Source organism: Margalitia sp. FSL K6-0131, assembly GCF_038008735.1.
Lineage (GTDB): Bacteria > Bacillota > Bacilli > Bacillales > Bacillaceae_C > Margalitia > Margalitia shackletonii.
Window position 1 is genome coordinate 210461 of sequence record NZ_JBBOZS010000001.1, and the last position, 21637, is coordinate 232097.

The following is a 21637-nucleotide window of genomic DNA, read 5'->3' on the forward strand; positions in this document are numbered from 1 at the left end:
TAGGGATTCTAATAATTAAATTATTTAAATAATAATTAATGTGTTACACAAAAACAAGGGAGTACTACTCCCTTGTTTTTGCATTTACCCAGGTTTATTTCCTGCATTTGGATCCTCTTTATCATTTCAGATGTTGAATGTGGCATTAGAGCTAGCAAAAGAAGAATGGCTTTACGAATGGTTCAACATAAGTAATGGATGCAAGGGCTGAAAATACATTCGATAGTGTCATATCAAGACATGGATTAATGTTTGTTCCAAACGTGAAACAGGCATTTAAAGAAATTTATCGTGTATTAAAAAAGCGGGGCTTTAGTTTGGTCTAAACTAGAAAATAATCCTGGAATATCAATTCCTATGGGAGTTTTGTATCGATTAGCTAATTTAGAACCACCTAAATAAGATAACCTAATGTTGAAAAAAAGAACCTCCTTTGTCAAATGAGTGAATATTTTCTGTACTCTTAAAAGTGTCAAGTCTTTATAATGCCAGGTGAATTAGAAGTTGATCAGGTGAATAATTTTATAATTGTACTTATAAGGTGGGCTGAATAGTACTTTTAATAGTAACCCATCTATCTGGATAGTAATTTTGTAAATATCATGATACTTGGGGATCTCTACTAATTCATCGATTTTATTTCCTACATGCATAACCCCTTGACTTTAAACCCAGTCCAATACCTTAATTTCTTTTGTGAAACCTAATAATACATGGACATTTTCAGGGATTCTGTCTAAACAGGGGTGGAGGATTTTGAGATCCGAAATTGATGGGTGAACTATAAAGGAAATTACCCTTTTGAGCGGGAATCGAGTAATAAAAAAATGGATGAAATCTTTCTTAAAAAAGGGACTTCATCCATTTTTATTGTATTATTTTGTACCGGGAGCGGGTTGGTCAACACCTTTTACATGGTGGCGATGATGATTCGCTTCACTTGTATAAAAGTCATAATAATGAACATGCATGCCATTACCGACAGGAATAGCCGGACCTGAATAAGCTTTATAGTAATGTGTGTGTCCGTCCTCGTATAAAACATAACCCTCCGTATAATGAATATGACTTCCTTCCTGCGTCTGAATCGGTGGGGATGTAACATCAAGACATTGATGGACATGCCCGTTATCTACGGACGTATAGTCAACGGATCCATGATTATGATGCGGGACAAAACCCTCCACAAAGTCATCCTTTGCCACCCTTTTCATAAAAGTCCCTCCTAGATGCATATTTTCTTTAAAAATTATGCTTTTGTGGGCTTTAGTATTCAAGAAGTTTTGTTAATAGGTGATATATAAAAAATGCGTGTACTTCATGGATAGCTATCGGGTAGGTTACTCCAATTTTCTACAAGTGCAAAAAATACAAATATCATTAATGGTTACTAAAGTAAAGGAAAACTCGTTCGAAATTTATGGATGACGAATATACTTGAATGGAATCTCCATTTCTTTTTCTTGTCTTTTTAAAAGAGATATTTTTTACGGGAGTTATTTCGTTCAGTCTTTCATGAATTAATATAAAGGCAACCAAAGAAGTACCTGACAAGATGATATTTAGGGTATTATCCAACATAATATCAAGACGGTATGCCTCTACACCGTATTTGAGAATCCATCTTGATAAACAAAAAATATATATAAGTTCATTCGTACAGTATATTAGTGTTACTATTTTAAAAAGCTTATGTATCTTTTTTTCGAAAAACAACTCTTTAGTTATTTTTCTGTCATATCCCATCGTCGTAATGACATCCAGTGCAAAGTATAAATAAAGTGGCCTCTTAACTATAAATCATGGAACAATTTCCAATACACTGCCTTGGTAAAAATCAGTTACTTTCATAGAGCCATATACTCCTAAATATAGTCTGGTTTGATCCAGGTTCGTTCCTAAACTAACATAATAAGCTGATCCGGACCCAAAATTATAATCGGTTTCCATAACACTAAAATCATTTAGTTTACAATCTGTTCTGCCCCTAGTATAAGCTAAGACCCCTCTTACAGGAGGCCCCGCTTCTTCATTCCGGGCAAGATCGGTAAATACTACACTTCCCGTTAAATGGGGAATTCTATTCCCCATATACGGTTGGACTCCTGTAAGTGCAGTTCCTCCAAATTTACCGGGCCTTTGATCTTTATGATAATAACTTGTTAGAGGCTGAAGACGACTCACTGAAGTATTTACCGCTTCATTGTAATAAGCAATCGTTTTCTCATTTAAAGTTGGATTTGCAGAGCAGCCCCTTATAATCGAAGTAGGAAAAGCACCTTCCCACCCTCGCCATCCAATGTTAATAAATCCTTCTTGGTCAGGTTTAGATTTCATTAAAGAAGCTTGAATAAGCTGTGTAACCGGTATTGGTTTATAATAAACAAATGAAAAAATCGCCTCTTCCAAATCTTGTCCGACATTTCCCATATATTTGATATATTGATTACCAAACCGTTGAAATGATATGCCTGGTATATTGCGGACACCTTTGGCAATTACCGTCAGCGTTTCCTGAATAGGAGCGGGAAGTTCATTAAAACGTGTGACTGCGGGAGGAGTATAGATAAATGTATTCTTAGCTACATCAATTTCGATTATTTTACCGAATATCTCCATATCATCCTGACTTAAATTAAATGGATCATAGCCTGCTCCACCATCTCCGGTTGTTAAAACAAGTTTTCCTGTTTCAGGTGAAAAGTTTAGGCTATTGACACCATTATGATTAAAAAATGGTCTTCTTAAGTTAAGTAATGTCCGTCGTATTTGAGGTTGCCCGTTCGCTTGTAAAATCCATTCTTCAATAGTATCGATATGATCATACTGAGTCTCTCTATTAATCCACTTTAGGTTTAAAGTATTGGGATCACACGGGTTAGGCTTAAAGGGTTTAGGAAGAGCACCTGGACCTTGTGTCCCGGCTACCGAATAATGAAGATAAAACAAACCGTTATAATAAAATTGTGGATGAAACGCTAGCCCCAGCAAACCGCGTTCATCATAGCCACGACCTGAAACACCTGGTTCAGAAGCACCTAGTTTTATGATTCGCGGACGAATATCTAAAAAAGTCCTTATCCCCCGGTTTCGTATGTAAAAGATTTCTCCTACCTGGGTTGCAATAAATAAACTTTCCATTGAGTCCCCTGGAAGTATGGTGGTTTTCAAAACAGTGGGTAAATTTATCTTACTAACAATGGGCCGTAAACTAACCTTCACTTTTATCAACTAATTTCACACCCCATCTTATTGTTTTCTTTTATAAGAATATGATTAGAACTGTTCTATTAGTATGTAAATTAGAGCAGGTGAAATTCCTTTTAATATTGGTCTGCTATTGGTAGGTTTCCATGGTGTTTTTTGCCTATATCCAAGCAGGATTAACGCACTTTTATTGCATTTCTTACTGAGCAAACAGGAAGAAAAGTGGGATCAGATATCAATCATTAAGTAAAACTTATTAAATATCATAAAATAATTGCAATTAATTTATGGCGTGAATTCAGTTAGCATAGAAACTAATAAAAGGTTTACAAATAAGAGGAGGGATTGGATTGAAGACAGAAATAAGGTTTAGAATAGCTACTGAAAAAGATTTAGATAGTATTGTTGCAATGCTTGCTGATGATGTTTTGGGAAGTAAACGTGAGCGTTATGAGCATCCGCTTCCTGATAGTTACATAAAAGCATTTAAGGCTATTACATCTGACCCTAATAACGAATTAGTAGTTGCTTGTGAAGGCAATGAAGTGATTGGGGTACAACAAATTACTTTTACACCTTATATAACACATCAAGGTGGATGGAGAGCTACTATCGAAGGAGTGAGAACATCCGCTTCTGTAAGAGGTAAGGGTGTAGGTACTGAACTTATAAAATGGGCAATTCAACGTGCGGAGGAACGGGGGTGTCATTTAGTACAACTGACAACTGATAAAAAAAGACCAGATGCGTTAAGGTTTTATGAACGGTTAGGTTTTAAAGCAACGCATGAAGGTTTAAAGCTGAAGCTTTAATAACTTTTTTAAAACTATCGGTGGCGTATCTGCAATAAGCGGATGCGCTATTTTACTTAATGCTCAGTATTCTAGAATCGGCTTTATATGGAAATTTTAAAATGAGCTAGTGGATTATGGAGGGAAGTAAAAGTAGGAGTAAATCCACTTGGAACATGTAATATATACAAACAGTAGAATAATGAAATGTGCTGAGGAATTGTTATACTCAAACTAAATCCGCAGTTACTGTGGTAAGGTAAGTGGTCTCCCATCCCAAGAAGTCAGATATAAAAGGTGTGAATGGTCAGAATCCAAATTAGAATTTGGTGAATGAACAATAATACCTGTAACCGGAATTTCCATCAAACTATTCCACCTTTCCTTGTTATTTTAAACGGTAGTTGCTATTCATTTTTCTCAAATACAACATATTCGCCTTTTTTTCTTTTAGTACTAATAAAATCGTAGGACACATTAAATGTTAGATGTGTCTAAAATCGTTTTGACAGCTTGACTGAGACTTATTTATAAGCCCCATTACTAACCGATAAAAAACTACACAATATTCTCGATTCCTAAATACTTCTTTTAAATGAGATAATTGTCCACTTCCATCCAATTAATATTTCAGATATTCTTTTATGCTATTTACTTGTTTTATTGAAATTAATCGAGGATTTTTAATAGCCGATGTTTATGGAAAGAGATAATTTTCATTCCTTTTCATCATAAGGTTGATAAAAATAGATTCATTTCTACCAGTAGGATAACCGTTTCTCTCAGACATTGATTATTGAAATCTATTCATTCGCACTCTTTTCTCAGAAACGAATATGATAATGAAGGGTCTTGGGATTGATTAAAAAGGAGTTGAAAGGTTATTGAAATGAAAGGCTTTATTGGAAAATATATACGTAAAGATATAGGATTGAAGCATCCTTCTGGAGGGGAGCATTCTAATCAGACTAGAATCATTGTTGTTGGTTCATTATTAGCTTGTTTTACAACGATTCTCCAGTCAGCTGGAATGTTTGGCGGCATTGGTTTTTTGATTAGCGCCCTTAGTACACTACCAATACTTTTAGGTACATTTCTCTCCTACCGGATGGGGAGTTTATCTTATATTAGCGCCTTTTTGTTAATTTTGTTTATCCAACCGAGCGAATTTTTTGTCTACCCCTTTACTACGGGGCTATTGGGAATTAGCATGGGCTTTTCTATTCGCTTTTTTAAGAAAGGAATCTTTGCCACATTGTTTTCAGGGCTAACACTTACCCTAGGAATCTTAATTATCCTCTACATCATCCGATTCCCGGTATTAGGTCCGACAATCTCCACCAAAATTGATGTCAACACCATTTTGATAATCCTAATTTTTTCGACTGTGTACTCCTGGGTATGGCTCAAGTTGTCCTTTTTCGTCATAAAAAGAGTAAATTGGCTATGGAGAAAATAATAGGGAATAGGCATTCTTTAAAGTCATATATATTGAATTTATTGACGTTTTAAAGAGTTTGATAACTCTATACCAAAGTACTATGTGCGAATCTGAAGGGTTTTCCTTCTTCGCTTTCCTTTACATAAAATTCATTTATTCGATATTGATATTATCGTGCTTTGATTTTAATAATCGTTTTCCTTTTACTGGTTTCACGAATGCCGCTTTGAAATTTACTGAATGGCTTAAAGATGAATAAACACAAAAAACGAATTTTTGTTTATAGGACACAGTGTTTAGGGAGTATTGATACCTGTACAAACGCTTAAAGGCACTTATTACTAACGGGCTCGGCGTAATTTGCAAGTAAATTGTCGCTTTTTGCTAGTTACAGAGCTACATAAGAAAGGTAATCTATTAATAAAGAAAAGTTTTATTTATGTTTAATATAAAGGACGAAATCATAACAAAAACTAGTAAATGTATAGATTAGCAAAAGGAGGGGACATATGTATGACTTCTCACAATCGTATTAAAATCCCGGCAGGATTTTGGGCAGGATTACGTCAATTGGGAATCGCTGCCCACGACGTCATTCGAAAAGCACGTCTGCCGCTCACTATTATTACTGAACCAGCTGTCACCACCGCCCAATATTTCGCAATTTGGCAGGCTTATTCTGATCTCATTGGTGACACTGCCAAAGGAATTATCAAACTTCCGACGGTTTTTGAAGCCGCTCAATACCCACCGAGCGTCTTAGCGACTTACCATGCTCGGGACTACCGTGATGCGTTAAATCGAATGGTCCGGTACAAACAACTATGTCCTCCTGAAAGCTTACGTATTACTGAGGAAGGCGAGCACTGTACAATCGAACTGAAATGGTTGCATTCCGACCAACCAGGTCCACCAATTCTGGTTGGAGTTACACTGGCATTTCTACTGGAGCTAGGGCGGCGCGGCACAGGTCAACCTTTGACGGCGAAGTTCGTCGAATTTTCGCACTCAATGGGCGATGTACAGGCACTTGAAGCTTACTTCGGCTGCCGCATCCAGATCGGTGCAGATTGTAACCGGCTCACGCTGCATCGCAGAGATCTGGATCGCCCTTTTGTCTCGTACAACGCAGAGTTGCTGCAGATTCTAACTCCCGTTCTGGACCAATCATTAGATGTACAGCATAGCAGACGTTCCATCACCGAGATGGCCAAGTGGATCATGAAACGCAGTCTAACAGGAGGGCGTCCCGATATTCGTGCAGTCGCGAGCGAATTGGGGATGAGTGATCGTACCTTGCAGCGAAGACTTGCTGAGGAAGGTACAAGCTTCAATCTTTTGTTGTCACAAGTCCGAAACGAACAGGCAAGGGAGTACTTAGCAGACCCCTCGCTTGATATTAAAGAAGTTGCTTTTCTGATTGGATATGAAGACCAAAATTCGTTCTACCGCGCTTTTCGCCTTTGGGAAGGGGATTCTCCTTCAAATTGGCGTACTGAACATTTAGGGACAAACCCAATAAATTGACTTTGTCTTAAAAGTAAATTTTTTACACTCCGTTATACGAAGGGATAATAACTATACAACGGAGTAGGAACGCTTTTTAAATTAACCTTATTATAAGTAAATGAAAGGGAGAAAGTATTATGGATATGGGATTAAACAATAAAACAGCTCTAGTTACAGGATCAACGAAAGGTATAGGGAAAGCAATTGCCATTGAACTTGCCAAAGAAGGTGTTAATGTATTAATTAATGGGCGGAATGATGAAGAGGTAGAACGAGTTGTACATGAAATTAAGTCAGATTTCCCAACTACTTCTCCTCAAAATGCTACAGCCGATATTGTGGATATAAAACAAAGAGAAGCTTTATTTGAAAAATACCCTAATATTGATATTTTAGTTAACAATATGGGTATTTATGAAATTATGCAATATGAGGACATTGACGATGAAGTATGGGAAAAATACTTCCGTACGAATGTTCTTGCTGCAAATGGATTATCTAAATTTTATTTACCTAAAATGTTGAAAAATGATTATGGTCGTATTATTTTTATTGCGAGTGAAGAAGCAGTCATGCCTTCTGGACAAATGCCTCAGTATTGTATGACAAAATCAATGCTGTTATCATTGTCAAAAAGCTTATCTAAATTAACAATAGGAACAGAAGTTACAGTCAATACTATCATGCCAGGACCGACACTCTCTGAAAACGTGCATCAAATCATAGAAGGAATGTATCCTAATGAAGACATGTCCTTTTCGGAAAAAGAGAAAAAATTTATGACTACAAACCTACCTCAATCAGAAATACAGCGCTTTATCAAGCCAATCGAAATAGGTAGACTAACTACATTTGTATGCAGCCCTTATGCATCAGCATTTAAAGGTTCCCCAATCCGTATGGATGGCGGAATGGTTCCGACTATTTTTTAACATATTTTCTATTTCATATTCCCATTTACGTCAGGAAATCAGTCAGCAAAATGTTAAAACAGGTCACTTAATGGTAATAAAATACCAATAAGTGACCTGTTTATTTTTTTCTTCTCCTATTCTACCAATAATTAATCAAATTAAGTTTGTAACAAGGAACAAGATTACCGTACGTTTTGTGATTGTTTTGAGACATTTTTGCGCCTTGGTTTGAGACTTTTAAATGTTAATCTTTCAATGTGGTACAAAGAGACGGATTTTTGTGCAGTTGAGTGTAATGATTCGTTTCTACTTTAACTACCTTGAAGGAGGATTTTCAAATGGGTCATTATTTTTCGTTCTTTCCATTTGGTGCTTTGTTTTGTTTTACCCTTCTATGTTTTGTAGCGGTTAGAGTATTTGAAATTCGCTATCGATATAGGGATAGATATCAACATGACCGATTACTTAAAAGCAAAGTGGACAAAGAGGATCATGGCGATCATTAATATCAATAGTTGAAAGATATCAATATATAAAAAAAGCTCACTATCACCACAAGGTTTAGATGCCATTTCATGGACGGGATGGCACAACTGAAACGGATTTAAACTATAGGAGGACATTTCATGTTAGCACAAATTGTTTTATTCGATGGTTTTGATCTTCTTGATGCGATAGCACCTTATGAGGTATTAAATGCGGCAGGAAATATTGCAAAAGTTGCATTAAATGTAGAATTGGTAACCGCTGAAGGAGCGAGATCGGTACAAAGCGGAATCAGCGGGCTTGAGATACGCGCCAGTGGCAAACTCAATCCGGAACATGCCCACATCATTATAGTTCCCGGAGCAGCCGGAGAAGTCAGTGGAGAGGGACCAAACACAATCCCTGCCATACTTGGAAGAGCAGCGGAAACCGAATTAACAAATTTAGTTCGTTCGGGACTTAACAAGCAAGACCTTGTCACTGTTACTGTTTGTGGAGGGTCATTGTTGCTGGCGATGGGAGGTTTACTCGACGGGCGACATGCCGTGACTCATCATCTTGGCATGGATGTTCTCGGAGCAACGGGCGCAGTACCTGTGAGCGCAAGAGTTGTAGATGATGGGAATCTTATTACTGGTGGAGGGGTAACGTCGGGTCTTGATGTAGCCTTATACGTCGTCGAACGGGAGCTTGGTCCACGTATAGCACATGAGGTGGAAAAGTTGTTCGAGTATGAACGCCGCGGGACGGTGTGGTGTGCAAAAGGCCTTGCCCCAATTGAGATGGATCAGCACACTAATTCTGAAATAGAGTCAACACTCGATGTGTCATTGCCTAAACCAACTAAGGAAACCTCAAACTATAATGACAGTACTATTTTTGATGGGAAATGGGACATCACCATTGCCACGCCGATCGGCAAGCAGTTCATTATAGCCCAGATTTCGTCAAAAGATGGAATAGTACAAGGTTCAGCTGAACAAAACGGTGAGATAAGTGAGTTTATTGATCCTGTGATTACCGGAAATCGGATAACCTGGACACAACACATCACCAAACCGATGTCTTGGAAACTTAAATTTGAAGCAACTGTGGATGGAAATAAAATGGAAGGGGTCGCTAAAGCTGGTGTTTTACCATCTTCAAAGCTAACAGGAGAACGTATTAGTTGAGAAACGGAACCATATTTTAGAGGGATGATCCCCCCGAAGTTTTTTATTTAACAAGGCTATTCGAATGCATGAAGGATGGAGAAGTTAATGAAGATTATTAAAGGTAGATATCTATATTTCACTATGATTGCTATTTCTGTTGCCTACATGGTTTATGTTACGCTCACTAATTTGTATTTTGATCCACATGCCACTCACTTTTTGAGTCACAAGACCAAGCTGAATCATCCGATGAATGTTCCAGTTTGGTTAAATGTACTGTATATTCATATTGTTTTCGCCTGTTTGGCTATGGGAACGGGAGCGATTAATTTCTCAAACAGGATTTTGCGAAAACATAGAATGCTACACAGAATCAATGGGTATATGTATATCGTTTCCATCTTTGTTGTTTGTGGAACATCCGGTTTTATGGCGCCTTATGCAACAGGTGGAAGAATAAACAGTATAGCGTTCAATCTTATGAATATGATTTGGATGGTCGTGACAATCACAGCGCTTGTTCAAATCAAACAAAAACAAGTTAATCAACATCGGAAATGGATGGTCCGGAGCTATGTATTCTGCTTTACGAACATGTTTATCAAGATCCTTACTTTTGTTCTCAATGATGGATTTGGTATTACTTATGATATAAGCTATACTTCAGCTGTTTTAGGGACGATACTATTAAATTTTATTTTAGCGGAGATCGTCATTCGAAACGTATACAGGACTCCTACTAACTTAACGCCTATCAAGAAAAAGAATAAACATTCTGCTTTAGTTTAATACATTGATGGTGGACTTCGTTTAGGACATTACGGCTACCTGTCATATTTAGGGGGCTTTTTTGTCCTTGTCTTTATTATGGAAAGTGTGACGCCTAATTTTTTTTATCGCTTGACATAGGGTGGGGGGGTATTGTATGATAAAATCATACCACAGATACAGTAGGGGGGTATAGCAAACCGAAAGGAGCTATTCGTATGGATCAAATTCAAGAAGTAATGGAAGGTCAACTTGAACATTGTGATAGAAAAAGCCATCATTCTGATACAGTAAAAAAGAACTTAGTTACACGTCTAAATAGAATTGAAGGACAAATAAGGGGAATAAAAGGGTTAATTGAAAAAGACACATATTGTGATGATGTCATTACCCAAATTGCCGCAACTCAGTCAGCACTTAATGGTGTAGCAAAAATTCTTCTGGAAGGTCATTTAAAAGGTTGTGTAGTCGATCGACTCCAAGAAGGGGATATGGATGTTTTAGATGAACTGTTATTAACCGTTCAAAAATTAATGAAAAAATAAAAGGAGTGTTTTAAGTGAATAAAGTAACTTTAGAGGTAATTGGAATGTCATGCGGCCATTGTGTTAATGCTGTGGAAAATAATGTTGGTGCATTAAATGGAGTGGAAATGGTCAAAGTAAATTTGGCAGAAGGATTAGTGGATGTTGAATTCAATCCTGAAAGAGTAACCCTAGAACAAATTAAGGAAACAATTGATGATCAAGGGTATGAAGTAAAGGGAGAACGTGCTCACGTTTGATGAGCACTTTCTTTTTCAGTGAAATATACCCCTGTTGGGTATGCGGGAGGAGTTGATAACGATGAGTGGAAATCAAAAAGAGGTCCATCTTCAAATTGCTGGAATGACGTGTGCAGCATGTGCTAACAGAATTGAAAAGGGCCTTAATAAAGTAAATGGTGTAGAATCCGCCAATGTTAATTTTGCTTTAGAAAATGCCTCGATTAAATATAATCCAGAGATCACCAGCATTGGAGAGTTTCAAGCAAAGGTGAAAAACTTAGGGTATGATGTTGTAACGGAAAAAAATGAGTTTGCCATTACAGGAATGACGTGTGCAGCATGTGCCAATCGAATTGAAAAAGGACTAAATAAATTAAATGGAGTTTCGAAAGCATCGGTCAATCTTGCGCTAGAAAGTGCAACTGTGGAATTGAATCCGATTGAAGTGTCCACACAAGATGTCATTAAAACGGTTGAAAAGTTAGGTTATGGGGCTATTTTAAAGGATGACAATAACAGCGAAAAGGCTGCTAATTATAAAGAAAAAGAAATAGAGCGTCAAAAAGGAAAGCTTATCTTTTCAGCTATTTTATCCATTCCGTTACTATGGGCAATGGTTGGCCATTTTAGTTTTACTTCTTTTATCTATGTTCCAGAGGCTTTCATGAATCCATGGGTACAACTTGCTTTATCAGCACCTGTACAATTTATTATTGGTAAGCAATTTTATGTCGGTGCCTATAAAGCTTTAAGAAACAGAAGTGCCAATATGGATGTGCTAGTAGCACTTGGAACATCAGCTGCCTTCTTTTACAGTTTATATTTAACCATTCTATCTGTAAGTTCTCATGGAAAGGTAGAACTGTATTATGAAACGAGTTCGATTCTGATTACTTTGATTCTCCTTGGAAAATTATTTGAAGCAAAAGCAAAAGGAAGATCTTCCGAAGCCATTAAAAAATTGATGGGTTTACAGGCGAAAACTGCGATCATTGAACGGGATGGGGTGGAACAAGAGGTACCTTTAGACCAAGTTGTGATAAATGATATCGTTTTTGTAAAACCAGGAGAGAAAGTGCCTGTGGATGGGATTATTTTGGAGGGAAATTCCGCACTTGATGAATCGATGATTACAGGAGAAAGCGTACCAGTGGATAAAGCGGTCGGTGATACTGTGATCGGTTCTACGATAAATAAAAATGGATTTTTAAAGATCAAGGCCACAAAAGTCGGGAAAGAAACTGCCCTAGCCCAAATTATTAAAATTGTAGAAGATGCACAAGGCTCAAAAGCACCTATTCAACGTCTTGCTGATCAAATATCAGGTATTTTCGTCCCGATTGTCGTAGGGATAGCTGTTCTTACCTTTATTATATGGTTTATTTGGATAAATCCAGGTGATTTTCCCGCTGCACTTCAAAAATTTATTGCAGTGCTAGTTATTGCTTGTCCGTGTGCATTGGGTCTTGCAACCCCAACCTCTATTATGGCTGGTTCAGGGCGAGCAGCAGAAATAGGTGTGTTATTTAAAGGTGGGGAACATCTTGAAAAAACGCATCTTATCAACACCGTTGTTTTAGATAAAACGGGGACCGTAACCAATGGAGAACCTGTATTAACGGATGTAGTTGTAAATGATGGATTTAATGAAACCTTCTTATTAGAGATTGTTGGTTCTGCCGAAAAACAATCAGAACATCCTGTAGCACAAGCTATTGTGAACGGTGTAAAAGAGAAAGAAATACTGTTGACGGACGCAAGTGAATTTAACGCTATTCCAGGATACGGAATCCAAGCAATCGTAAAGGGAAATTCTATATTGGTTGGGACTCAAAAGCTGTTGAAACAACATAATATCAACATAGAATCTGCATTTGAGACGATGAATAAATTAGAGTCCGATGGAAAAACCGTGATGCTTGTTGGGGTCAATCAAAAATATGCAGGAATGATTGCCGTTGCTGATACGGTAAAGGAAACGTCGAAAACGGCAATCAGCCGATTAAAAAATATCGGTATCGAAGTGATCATGATGACAGGTGATAATCAAAGAACAGCTGCATCTATTGGAAAGCAGGTAGGAATTGACCGCGTTATTGCAGAAGTTTTACCAAATGGAAAAGCAGAAGAAGTGAAAAAATTACAGGAACAAGGAAAGAAAGTGGCAATGGTTGGGGACGGAATTAATGACGCACCAGCTTTAGTAACTGCCGATATTGGGATGGCGATTGGAACAGGAACGGATGTTGCAATGGAAGCAGCTGATATTACCCTGATCCGAGGGGATTTAAATAGTATTGCAGATGCCATTTTTATGAGTAAGAAAACCATTCGAAACATTAAGCAAAATTTGTTTTGGGCTCTTGCTTATAATACAATCGGTATTCCGATTGCCGCAGCGGGATTTCTAGCTCCTTGGCTGGCAGGCGCAGCAATGGCTTTCAGCTCCGTTTCCGTTGTATTGAACGCTCTTCGATTGCAAAAAGTGAAGTTATAGACAGGATGGCCAGACGTATTTTTGACTAATATGTCTGGCCATCCATTTTATGAGGTACTGATTTATTAACAGAATTCAGTATTCAGTAAACATTTTCAATCCGAAGGTTCTTTCCGGCAGCCTTCAGGTACTGTTATGAAGAAAGAATTCATCTCAACCTTTTTTTAATTCCCATTTTAACATTTCGTTCTCTACTCCGATTTTATTCATATTCAACTTTTCCAATACTTTAATGGAAGGAATATTATCATGTAAGCACTCAGCAACAACTTTATCTACTTGATCATGTGTAAATGCCCAATGAATAATTTCTTTCACAGCTTCCGTTGCATACCCTTTATTTTGCGCTGAAGGTATAATTCCATATCCCACTTCGACTGTATTCTCTGAATCAGGTTTCCCTTTAAATCCAATATCACCAATAATCGTATTGGTTTCTTTCGTGATCACCAGCCATACACCCCAACCTAATTGGGTTGAATCCTCTCTAAGTTTCTCTACATACCTCTTTATATGAGGACCCATTTCGTATCTTTCCGTTGAAATTGTTGAAACTAGTTCATCTGTGCAAGGAACAATTATTAATCTTTCTGTTTGTAATTCCATCTGTGTACTCCTTTAATATTTTTGATTTTTTGCCTTTATTTTTAAATATAGTAATTCTACTTTGACTCTAAATTTCCTTTAACCGTTATATAAATGGATTTTCATAAGTAATCTATTTTTGGGAGGATCTTTTAGGAATAGTAAAAAACGATAAGTTTCATATACGGATTTTCCTATTCAAGCAAAGTTCATAAGTAATAAATACATTCTTGTAGCAAATAAGGTGCGAAATTAATAAAAATTGAAGGAATTTCCATACTTCTACCAGAATTAATAATAAGTAAACTTTTAAAAAAAGTAGGTGTAAAAATGTCAGAGAAATTAAAAACGTTATTTATTATTGATCAAAAGGACGGACTAAGCTTAGAGTTCAGTAAATTAGTTTCGATGATGAATTATACGAGAGTGTTGACGCTGGAAGAGGTAAAGGATTTAACTGTAGAGGAACTGGATTTCCTTTATAATGAGGATGCCAATTCGATTGGGATGTTATTGGCGCATATGGCAGCGGTAGAAAAGGCGTATCAAATTGAATCGTTCCAAAATCGTGAGGTTACAGATGAGGAAATTAATGAATTAAATCCAGCGTTAGAGTTAGGAGAAAACGCCCGTCAGCAAATTAAAGGGAACACCATCGATTTTTATGTAAAAGAATTAACGGACACAAGAAATAAAACCATCGAAACATTCAAAACACTTCCGGATGAATGGTTGTTTCAACAAACTCCATTTTGGTTTAATCAGCAGGCAAATAATTATTTTAAATGGTTTCATGTATTCGAAGATGAATTAAATCATAGGGGCCAGATTAGGATTATCAAAAAAATGATGGCAAAGAAGCTGCAGGTTTAACATTGGGTACATTAAGCAATGAAATGGGGCACAGTTCTAATGAAACGGTGTCTCTTTTTAATAAATTTCAGCTTCTCCCTCAAAACAAAGATTTTCTCAGCCCATTTTGGATATTTTTTTTAAAACAGTACCTTGCAATGAACAATACTAAGTGATATATTATTCCTATCGAGTATTAATTAAAAATTGGTACTGTTTATTGTATAGTACTAAATAATAATAAGGTGGCTAAAAAATTGAATGTACAATTTAAAAAAGGAGTTTTAGAGCTGTGTGTGCTGGTTTTGCTGGATAAACAGGATCGATACGGGTATGAGCTAGTACAGAAAATTTCAGATCGGATTGAAATATCTGAAGGAACTGTCTATCCGCTCTTAAGAAGACTGACAAAGGAAGAATATTTCACCACATATTTAAAGGAATCAACGGAAGGGCCATCACGTAAATATTATAGGTTAACAGAGAAAGGTAAAAGGTATTTGAACGAACTGGTGAATGAATGGCGAGAATTTTCAAATGCTGTCAATGAATTAATAAAGGAAGGTGTAAGCAGTGACTAAAGACGAATTTTTAAATAAATTGAATGAAGCTCTTAGGGGTTTGTCCTTAAATGAACGACGGGATATTTTACAGGACTATGAAGAACATTTTGTGATTGGTTTGGAAGAAGGAAAGACGGAAGCGGAGATTGCGGAGAGGCTTGGTTCACCAAGTTCAATTGGGAAGGATTTATTGGCCTCCTACCATATTGATAGAGTGGAACAGTCTGTTACAGCAGGTAATATTATACGAGCGATTTGGGCTGTGATTGGGTTAAGCTTCTTCAATTTAATCATTGTCTTGGGACCTTTCGTAGCATTAGTTGGGGTCATATGCGGACTTTGGGTGGCTAGCTTAGGATTTACATTGGCTCCACTGCTCGTGATATTTGATTTTCTCGTTCATCCAGGCACTTTTGAATTCTTTCATTTGTTTGTATCCATTGCATTATGCGGTCTTGGGATTTTGCTTGGTATAAGTATGTTTTTTGTTACAAAAGTATTGAACAAGGGTTTCATTCGTTATTTGAAATTCAATGTCTCACTTGTTAGAGGGGGGTTGAAGCATGAATAAGTTAAAAGGAATAATGTTCATTGCTTTAGGATTAGTGATTGTTGGGGTAGTGGGAGGCCTCTTAACATATCGTTCCATGAATCAATCAGAAACGATATCTAAGGAAAAAGTGATAAATGAAGAATTTTCTAAAGTGAAGGTAATTTCTGGTGCTCAGGTTGAGATACTTCCTACGAAAGATAAGGCAGCAAAAATAGAACTGTCGAGAAAAAAAGCAAAAAATACAAATGTAATTTTCAACACAAATGTGGAAGGGAAGACACTAAAGGTAGAATTAATCGATAAACAGTCCACCTTCTTTAATTTTGAATTTACAGACCGATCCCTTCATTTAAAGGTGCATTTGCCAGAAAAACAATATGAATCTATAGACACCGTGAGTAATAATGGGAAAGTCTATTTAGAGGGGATTACTAGTACGGATGTCTTTGCATCAACAGATAATGATATGATGGAATTAAAGAATATTACGGGTAAAAAGGTTAAAGTAAAAGCGAACAACGGCAGAGTGTCATTATACCATGTGGAGGGTCAACTAAAAGGGGAAACAGACAATGGTAAAATTTCTGTGGTAACTAGGGATATGAACCGTTCGATTGATTTAACGTCTAATAACGGAAGAATTGATGTTCAAACGGAAAAAGAGCCAACCAATGTACGATTTGATGTTCATGTAGATAATGGGAGAATTAATATTTTTAATAAATACAAGGATAATGCTGTTATTGGCAATGGGGAGCATGTTATTCATCTTACAACCGATAATGGAAGTATAAATGTATCTTTAAAGAAGTGATTTCATCGTAATGTGTTCCTCTGGTCGGTTATTTTAATCATGATTCATTAAAGCAAGAACAATACAATTATTTTCATACAAGTATATGTAGAGGAAGCCTAGGTTCCGGTATGGTAATGCTTTAAATAACGGGAGCTTGGCTTCTATTACTTAAAAAATCCATTTTTCTCTTCGAACGATCTCTTCAGGTACATCAACGAACTATAACTTAACCATCCTTTTTTAGTATAATTCAATTCTATTATTATAGACTTTGCAAATCCATTTTAGGGAACAATGGTTATGGTTCTAATAACCATTAAAGTTGACTGACTGTAACTGACAGTTAAGTTGTTTTATAGTTAAGAACAAAATATGTTTATTGCTCTTTTGAGGGAGGATGAAAATTCCATGGTCTATTATAATACTCTGATACTAATTTCGGATGATTGCCCGGCGCAAGAAAGCCGAGTACCGATATCCAATCGAAACAAGAAAACATTGGCTGAAATCGAGTATCAGCTACTTAATGAAAATCCGGGTTTTTATACTCACGATGAGCTGCAATTTGAAGCGTATATGAATCACAGGGAGATTCCAGAAACGAACCGTGAAGAAGAAAGGAAGCGTTTCTTTGCGAAAAAACGGGCCTGCATGCGAACTTCTGCTCTTCCCAAGCGTTATGGATGGGGTATCTATTTTGATGCACAAGGGAAAGCGGAATTGGTTCCTGTGGAATCGGATAGGTACCAGATGCTAGAGAATAGCGATACTATTAAAAAGGTAAAAGCGATGAGGTCTAAAAGATAAAGATTTCAATGATTGGATCAAATAAAGCGATGAGCTATATTATAGGTTTACTATATGACCATATAATAATAAACTAGTCTACCAATAAGGAATCACCTTTTCAATTCCTTACTGGTACGAGCTCTCATGATTGTTCCGCCACAATATGAATATCAATTCCCGAAGTTAAGCGCATAATATCATTTACAATCGAGCCTTTTGTTAACTCCTCCAGCTGGGATTTTGCGGATTGCCCTAAGATAATTTGAGTAATATGGTATTCCTTTGTCACTTCTGTAATTGCTTTTGCTACCTTTTTATTTGTCAGGTTTTTGAGAATAAATTTTGCATTAAATTCAATACTTAACTGCTCCCAGCCTTCGATTTTTTTCATTTCCTTTTGAGTCATTTCCCTTATTTCTTTTCGTGACCCATGAAAGATGTATAGCTGTGCTTTTAGTCTGCTTGCAATTCTCCAACCGCGTCTTATCAGTTTTTCGGCATTTTGATCATTTTGGATGCATACCAATATTTTTTCACAAGTACCTGCTGGAGTAGTTTCAAAACCATTCTTTTCATTTTCCTTCTCCGCTTTTTCATCTACATCATTTGCGACTTCGCGAAGGGACAGTTCCCTGAGTGCTAAAAGATTGCTTTTGGTAAAAAAGTATTGCAAAGCTTGCTCAATTTTATTGGAGGAATAAATTTTTCCGTCCTTAAGCCTTTTTTGCAGGATTTCAGGGGTGACATCGACTAAAATAACCTCTTGGGCGAAATTTAGAATACTGTCTGGTATTCTCTCTCTCACATGTACACCAGTGATTTGCTGGACAATATCATGTAAGCTTTCCAAATGCTGAATATTAACGGCGGAGATGACATGTATTCCATTTGCCAGAATATCCTGTACATCGGAATATCGTTTCTCATTTGGGGAACCTGGCACATTTGTATGTGCAAGTTCGTCGATAATAACTACGTCTGGGTTCCTAGCAATTATCTCTTCTACATTCAATTCCTTAAAGGATTTTCCCTTATATTGGATATCCTTGAGAGGAACAGTCTCTAAGTCTGTAAAAAGATTCATGGTGTCCGGCCGGTTATGGGTTTCAATTAATCCAACGACAACATCAATTCCTTCTTGTTTTAATTCATGTGCTTCCAGGAGCATTCGATAGGTTTTCCCAACTCCTGGAGCAGATCCAATGTAAAGCTTCAACTTTCCATGTTTTAATATCTCCATTTCACGCAGAATCTCTTCGGGAGATTTCCGCTTAAAATCAAAATGATCACCTGTAAACATTCCATTCACCCTTTTTCATAAGTAGGAAATGCCAGCCCATTTCAAATGGGCCGGCATGAAGATTAATTTTCTAGTTTCGTTAGTGCAAGATTTAACTTCAAAACATTGATGCGCGGTTCTCCAAAGATTCCTAATGACCTTCCTTCCTTATAATCAGTAATTAGTTGTTTGAGTTTTGCTTTGGAAACTCCTGTAGCTTTTGCAATTCTCGGTATCTGAAATTCTGCTGCCTTAATGGAAATATTGGGATCCAGTCCTGATCCGGAATTTGTAATCAGGTCCAGAGGGATGTCGTTTACATCAAGTCCGGGATTCTCCTTTTTTAATGTGTTGATCGATTTTTCTACTCTCTCCAACATTTCTTTATTCGATGGACCATAATTATTGGACCCGCTCGCAGAAGCATCATTATTAATAGAAGAAACTCTGCCATGAAAATACTTTGGTGACGTGAAGGTTTGACCAATTAGCTCGGAACCTATTACTTTATGATTTTTATAAATGAGACTTCCGTCAGCCTGTTTCGGAAATATTAATTGGGAGATTCCAGTAGTCACCAATGGATAGATAATCCCGCAAACAAGGATAAATACTATACATAAACGTATTATTTTCATTGATTATACTCCTTTGCCTATAATATGAGGCTGATGATCATATCGATAACTTTAATTCCAATAAAAGGAACAAGTATCCCCCCGACGCCATAAATCATTAGATTTCGGGACAGAAGTTTACTCGCTTTCATCGGAATGTATTTCACACCCTTCATTGCTAAAGGAATGAGCAATGGGATGATAATTGCATTAAAGATTAACGCAGACAATATAGCTGAAGTTGGCGATGTTAATTTCATAATGTTTAAGATTTCCATCTTCGGAATAGCAATCGTGAACATCGCTGGAATGATTGCGAAATATTTAGCGATGTCGTTTGCAATACTAAAGGTGGTTAATGCTCCGCGTGTCATTAGCAGCTGTTTCCCGATAGAAACCACTTCGATAATTTTGGTTGGATCAGAATCTAAATCCACCATATTTGCGGCCTCTTTTGCTGCAATCGTGCCGCTATTCATCGCTAATCCGACATCTGCTTGAGCAAGTGCTGGAGCATCATTGGTTCCGTCCCCCGTCATGGCAACTAATTTCCCTTGTTTTTGTTCGTCTTTTATGACGCAAATTTTATCTTCAGGCATGGATTCAGCAATAAAATCATCGACTCCGGCTTCCTCAGCAATGGTTTTAGCGGTGATAGGGTTATCTCCAGTGCACATAATGGTCTTAATCCCCATTTTCCGCAGCTCTGCAAAACGTTCCTTCATTCCGGGCTTTACTGTATCCTTCAAATAAATTAGGCCAAGAATTTGATTGCCCTTTGCAACCGCCAATGGGGTTCCGCCTTTAGAGGCAATTTGATTGCTTTTATCGTCTAAATCCTTTGGAATCTGTCCGCCTTGAGTTAAGACCCAATTCTTGATTGCGTCAATAGAACCTTTTCTAATTTTTTCTCCGGTAGCCAAGTTCAGGCCACTCATTCTTGTTTCTGCTTTAAATTCGATAAATGAAGCATTCTCAATTGGGATTGATTGCGGCGTTATATTTAACTTCTTCATAAGTTGAATGACAGATTTTCCTTCCGGTGTATCATCCTGAATAGAACTTAATACCGCCGCCTGAGCCAAGTCCTCCATGGATGTATTTTCAACCGGAATAAAGTTGCTGGCCATCCGATTTCCGAATGTAATAGTTCCTGTTTTATCTAAGATAATCGTATTGATATCGCCCGCTGCTTCCACTGCTTTACCGGACATGGCAAGGACATTGAAGCGGGTCACCCGATCCATGCCTGCGATTCCAATAGCTGAGAGTAAGCCGCCGATAGTAGTAGGAATGAGACAAACGAGCAATGCCACTAATGTTGAGATGGAAAGAGTGACTCCAACATATTGGGCAATCGGATATAAGGTAACGACAACGATTAAGAAAATAATCGTTAAAGTAATCAAAAGAATATTTAGAGCAATCTCGTTTGGTGTTTTTTGGCGCTTAGCCCCTTCCACAAGTGCAATCATCTTATCTAAGAATGATTCACCTGGATCCGCTTGAATTTTGACTTTTATCCAATCGCTTATTACTCTTGTACCGCCTGTGACAGAGCTAAAATCACCGCCGGCTTCTTTAATAACGGGAGCTGATTCACCAGTAATGGCTGATTCGTCGATCGAAGCAAGGCCATCGATAATTTCCCCGTCGCCCGGAATGAGGTCACCCGTTTCCACGAGTACGATATCTCCTTTTCTTAAGTTAGAAGATGAGACAGATTTAATATCCCCATCCTTCAGTATGAGCTTAGCAAGTGTCTCTTGCTTTGTCTTTTTTAAACTTTCCGATTGTGCCTTCCCTCTGCCTTCTGCCAAGCTTTCTGCAAAATTAGCAAATAAAATGGTAAAAAGCAGAATGAGGAGAACCGCCAGATTGTATCCAAATGCACCTTCCGTATGAAAATAAGAAGGCATGCACAGCATAAGTAATACAATAATGGTTCCTACCTCCACCACAAACATGACAGGGTTTTTTATCATGATAATAGGATTCAATTTTATAAAGCTTTGTTTCGTGGCTTCCATCACTAGCTTCTTATTTATTGCATCAGTGGATTTTGACATT

General features: G+C 37.3%; 22 protein-coding genes. 16 read left to right on the plus strand and 6 right to left on the minus strand.

The window, feature by feature from the left end; genetic code table 11:
- Positions 1-194 precede the first annotated feature (194 nt).
- Entirely contained in the window at positions 195-326 is a 132-nt protein-coding gene (locus NSQ59_RS27860) for a methyltransferase domain-containing protein (RefSeq protein ID WP_083489168.1), read from the plus strand.
- A 549-nt stretch (positions 327-875) separates the two neighbouring features.
- Here the strand turns inward: NSQ59_RS27860 and NSQ59_RS01125 are convergent.
- Together NSQ59_RS01125 and NSQ59_RS01130 are read right to left on the minus strand one after the other, a co-directional pair.
- Entirely contained in the window at positions 876-1214 is a 339-nt protein-coding gene (locus NSQ59_RS01125) for a YmaF family protein (RefSeq protein ID WP_126649621.1), read from the minus strand.
- A gap of 586 nt (positions 1215-1800) precedes the next feature.
- On the minus strand, positions 1801-3231 hold the full coding sequence (locus NSQ59_RS01130) for a PQQ-dependent sugar dehydrogenase (protein ID WP_055737874.1): 1431 nt from the start codon (positions 3229-3231) through the stop codon (positions 1801-1803).
- A gap of 326 nt (positions 3232-3557) precedes the next feature.
- Between NSQ59_RS01130 and NSQ59_RS01135 the strand changes: the two genes are divergently transcribed.
- From NSQ59_RS01135 to NSQ59_RS01180, 10 genes are all read left to right on the plus strand, one after another.
- Positions 3558-4019 (plus strand): GNAT family N-acetyltransferase, encoded by a 462-nt coding sequence (locus NSQ59_RS01135; RefSeq protein ID WP_055737875.1) that lies wholly within the window; start codon positions 3558-3560, stop codon positions 4017-4019.
- A gap of 868 nt (positions 4020-4887) precedes the next feature.
- Entirely contained in the window at positions 4888-5457 is a 570-nt protein-coding gene (locus NSQ59_RS01140) for a hypothetical protein (protein WP_340828661.1), read from the plus strand.
- Between the two features lie 495 nt (positions 5458-5952).
- Positions 5953-6966, plus strand: a complete 1014-nt coding sequence (locus NSQ59_RS01145) for a helix-turn-helix transcriptional regulator (RefSeq protein WP_340828663.1) — start codon at positions 5953-5955, stop codon at positions 6964-6966.
- 119 nt (positions 6967-7085) lie between these two features.
- On the plus strand, positions 7086-7880 hold the full coding sequence (locus NSQ59_RS01150) for an SDR family NAD(P)-dependent oxidoreductase (RefSeq protein ID WP_126649629.1): 795 nt from the start codon (positions 7086-7088) through the stop codon (positions 7878-7880).
- Positions 7881-8200: 320 nt separating this feature from the next.
- Complete coding sequence (locus tag NSQ59_RS01155) at positions 8201-8368, plus strand: hypothetical protein (RefSeq protein ID WP_163258631.1); 168 nt, start codon at positions 8201-8203, stop codon at positions 8366-8368.
- 120 nt (positions 8369-8488) lie between these two features.
- Positions 8489-9520 (plus strand): DJ-1/PfpI family protein, encoded by a 1032-nt coding sequence (locus NSQ59_RS01160; protein ID WP_126649631.1) that lies wholly within the window; start codon positions 8489-8491, stop codon positions 9518-9520.
- A gap of 87 nt (positions 9521-9607) precedes the next feature.
- Positions 9608-10291: a DUF2306 domain-containing protein gene (locus NSQ59_RS01165; protein WP_340828669.1), complete on the plus strand. Its 684-nt coding sequence runs from the start codon at positions 9608-9610 to the stop codon at positions 10289-10291.
- A gap of 197 nt (positions 10292-10488) precedes the next feature.
- On the plus strand, positions 10489-10815 hold the full coding sequence (locus tag NSQ59_RS01170; RefSeq protein WP_055737881.1) for a metal-sensitive transcriptional regulator: 327 nt from the start codon (positions 10489-10491) through the stop codon (positions 10813-10815).
- Positions 10816-10829: 14 nt separating this feature from the next.
- The gene (gene copZ, locus NSQ59_RS01175) at positions 10830-11054 is read left to right on the plus strand and encodes a copper chaperone CopZ (protein ID WP_340828672.1); all 225 of its coding nucleotides are present in this window, start codon (positions 10830-10832) and stop codon (positions 11052-11054) included.
- Between the two features lie 61 nt (positions 11055-11115).
- Positions 11116-13533, plus strand: coding sequence for a heavy metal translocating P-type ATPase (locus tag NSQ59_RS01180; RefSeq protein WP_340828675.1), 2418 nt, complete (start codon positions 11116-11118; stop codon positions 13531-13533).
- Positions 13534-13686: 153 nt separating this feature from the next.
- Here the strand turns inward: NSQ59_RS01180 and NSQ59_RS01185 are convergent, their stop codons facing one another.
- Positions 13687-14139, minus strand: a complete 453-nt coding sequence (locus tag NSQ59_RS01185; RefSeq protein ID WP_055737883.1) for a GNAT family N-acetyltransferase — start codon at positions 14137-14139, stop codon at positions 13687-13689.
- A 309-nt stretch (positions 14140-14448) separates the two neighbouring features.
- On the opposite strand from NSQ59_RS01185, the gene NSQ59_RS01190 reads away from it, so the two are divergent.
- The 5 genes from NSQ59_RS01190 (at position 14449) to NSQ59_RS01210 (ending at position 17689) form a co-directional block, all read left to right on the plus strand.
- Positions 14449-14991, plus strand: coding sequence for a DinB family protein (locus tag NSQ59_RS01190; protein WP_055737884.1), 543 nt, complete (start codon positions 14449-14451; stop codon positions 14989-14991).
- Between the two features lie 236 nt (positions 14992-15227).
- Complete coding sequence (locus tag NSQ59_RS01195; protein ID WP_055737885.1) at positions 15228-15551, plus strand: PadR family transcriptional regulator; 324 nt, start codon at positions 15228-15230, stop codon at positions 15549-15551.
- On the plus strand, positions 15544-16104 hold the full coding sequence (locus NSQ59_RS01200) for an HAAS signaling domain-containing protein (protein ID WP_340828680.1): 561 nt from the start codon (positions 15544-15546) through the stop codon (positions 16102-16104). Before NSQ59_RS01195 ends, NSQ59_RS01200 begins: the two co-directional genes overlap by 8 nt.
- Complete coding sequence (locus NSQ59_RS01205) at positions 16097-16900, plus strand: DUF4097 family beta strand repeat-containing protein (protein ID WP_340828682.1); 804 nt, start codon at positions 16097-16099, stop codon at positions 16898-16900. The genes NSQ59_RS01200 and NSQ59_RS01205 overlap by 8 nt, the downstream gene beginning before the upstream one ends.
- 390 nt (positions 16901-17290) lie before the next feature.
- Positions 17291-17689 carry a DUF6157 family protein gene (locus NSQ59_RS01210; protein WP_055737888.1) on the plus strand — a complete coding sequence of 133 codons (399 nt, stop codon included), beginning with the start codon at positions 17291-17293 and terminating at the stop codon, positions 17687-17689.
- Positions 17690-17813: 124 nt separating this feature from the next.
- Here the strand turns inward: NSQ59_RS01210 and kdpDN are convergent, their stop codons facing one another.
- The 3 genes from kdpDN to kdpB form a co-directional block, all read right to left on the minus strand.
- Positions 17814-18971, minus strand: coding sequence for a KdpD-like non-kinase potassium sensor (kdpDN, locus tag NSQ59_RS01215; RefSeq protein WP_340828685.1), 1158 nt, complete (start codon positions 18969-18971; stop codon positions 17814-17816).
- Positions 18972-19033: 62 nt separating this feature from the next.
- A complete protein-coding gene (gene kdpC, locus NSQ59_RS01220) occupies positions 19034-19588 on the minus strand; it encodes a potassium-transporting ATPase subunit KdpC (protein WP_340828686.1) in 555 nt (184 codons plus the stop codon).
- Positions 19589-19605: 17 nt separating this feature from the next.
- Positions 19606-21636, minus strand: coding sequence for a potassium-transporting ATPase subunit KdpB (kdpB, locus tag NSQ59_RS01225; RefSeq protein ID WP_340828687.1), 2031 nt, complete (start codon positions 21634-21636; stop codon positions 19606-19608).
- Between the last annotated feature and the right edge of the window lies 1 nt (position 21637).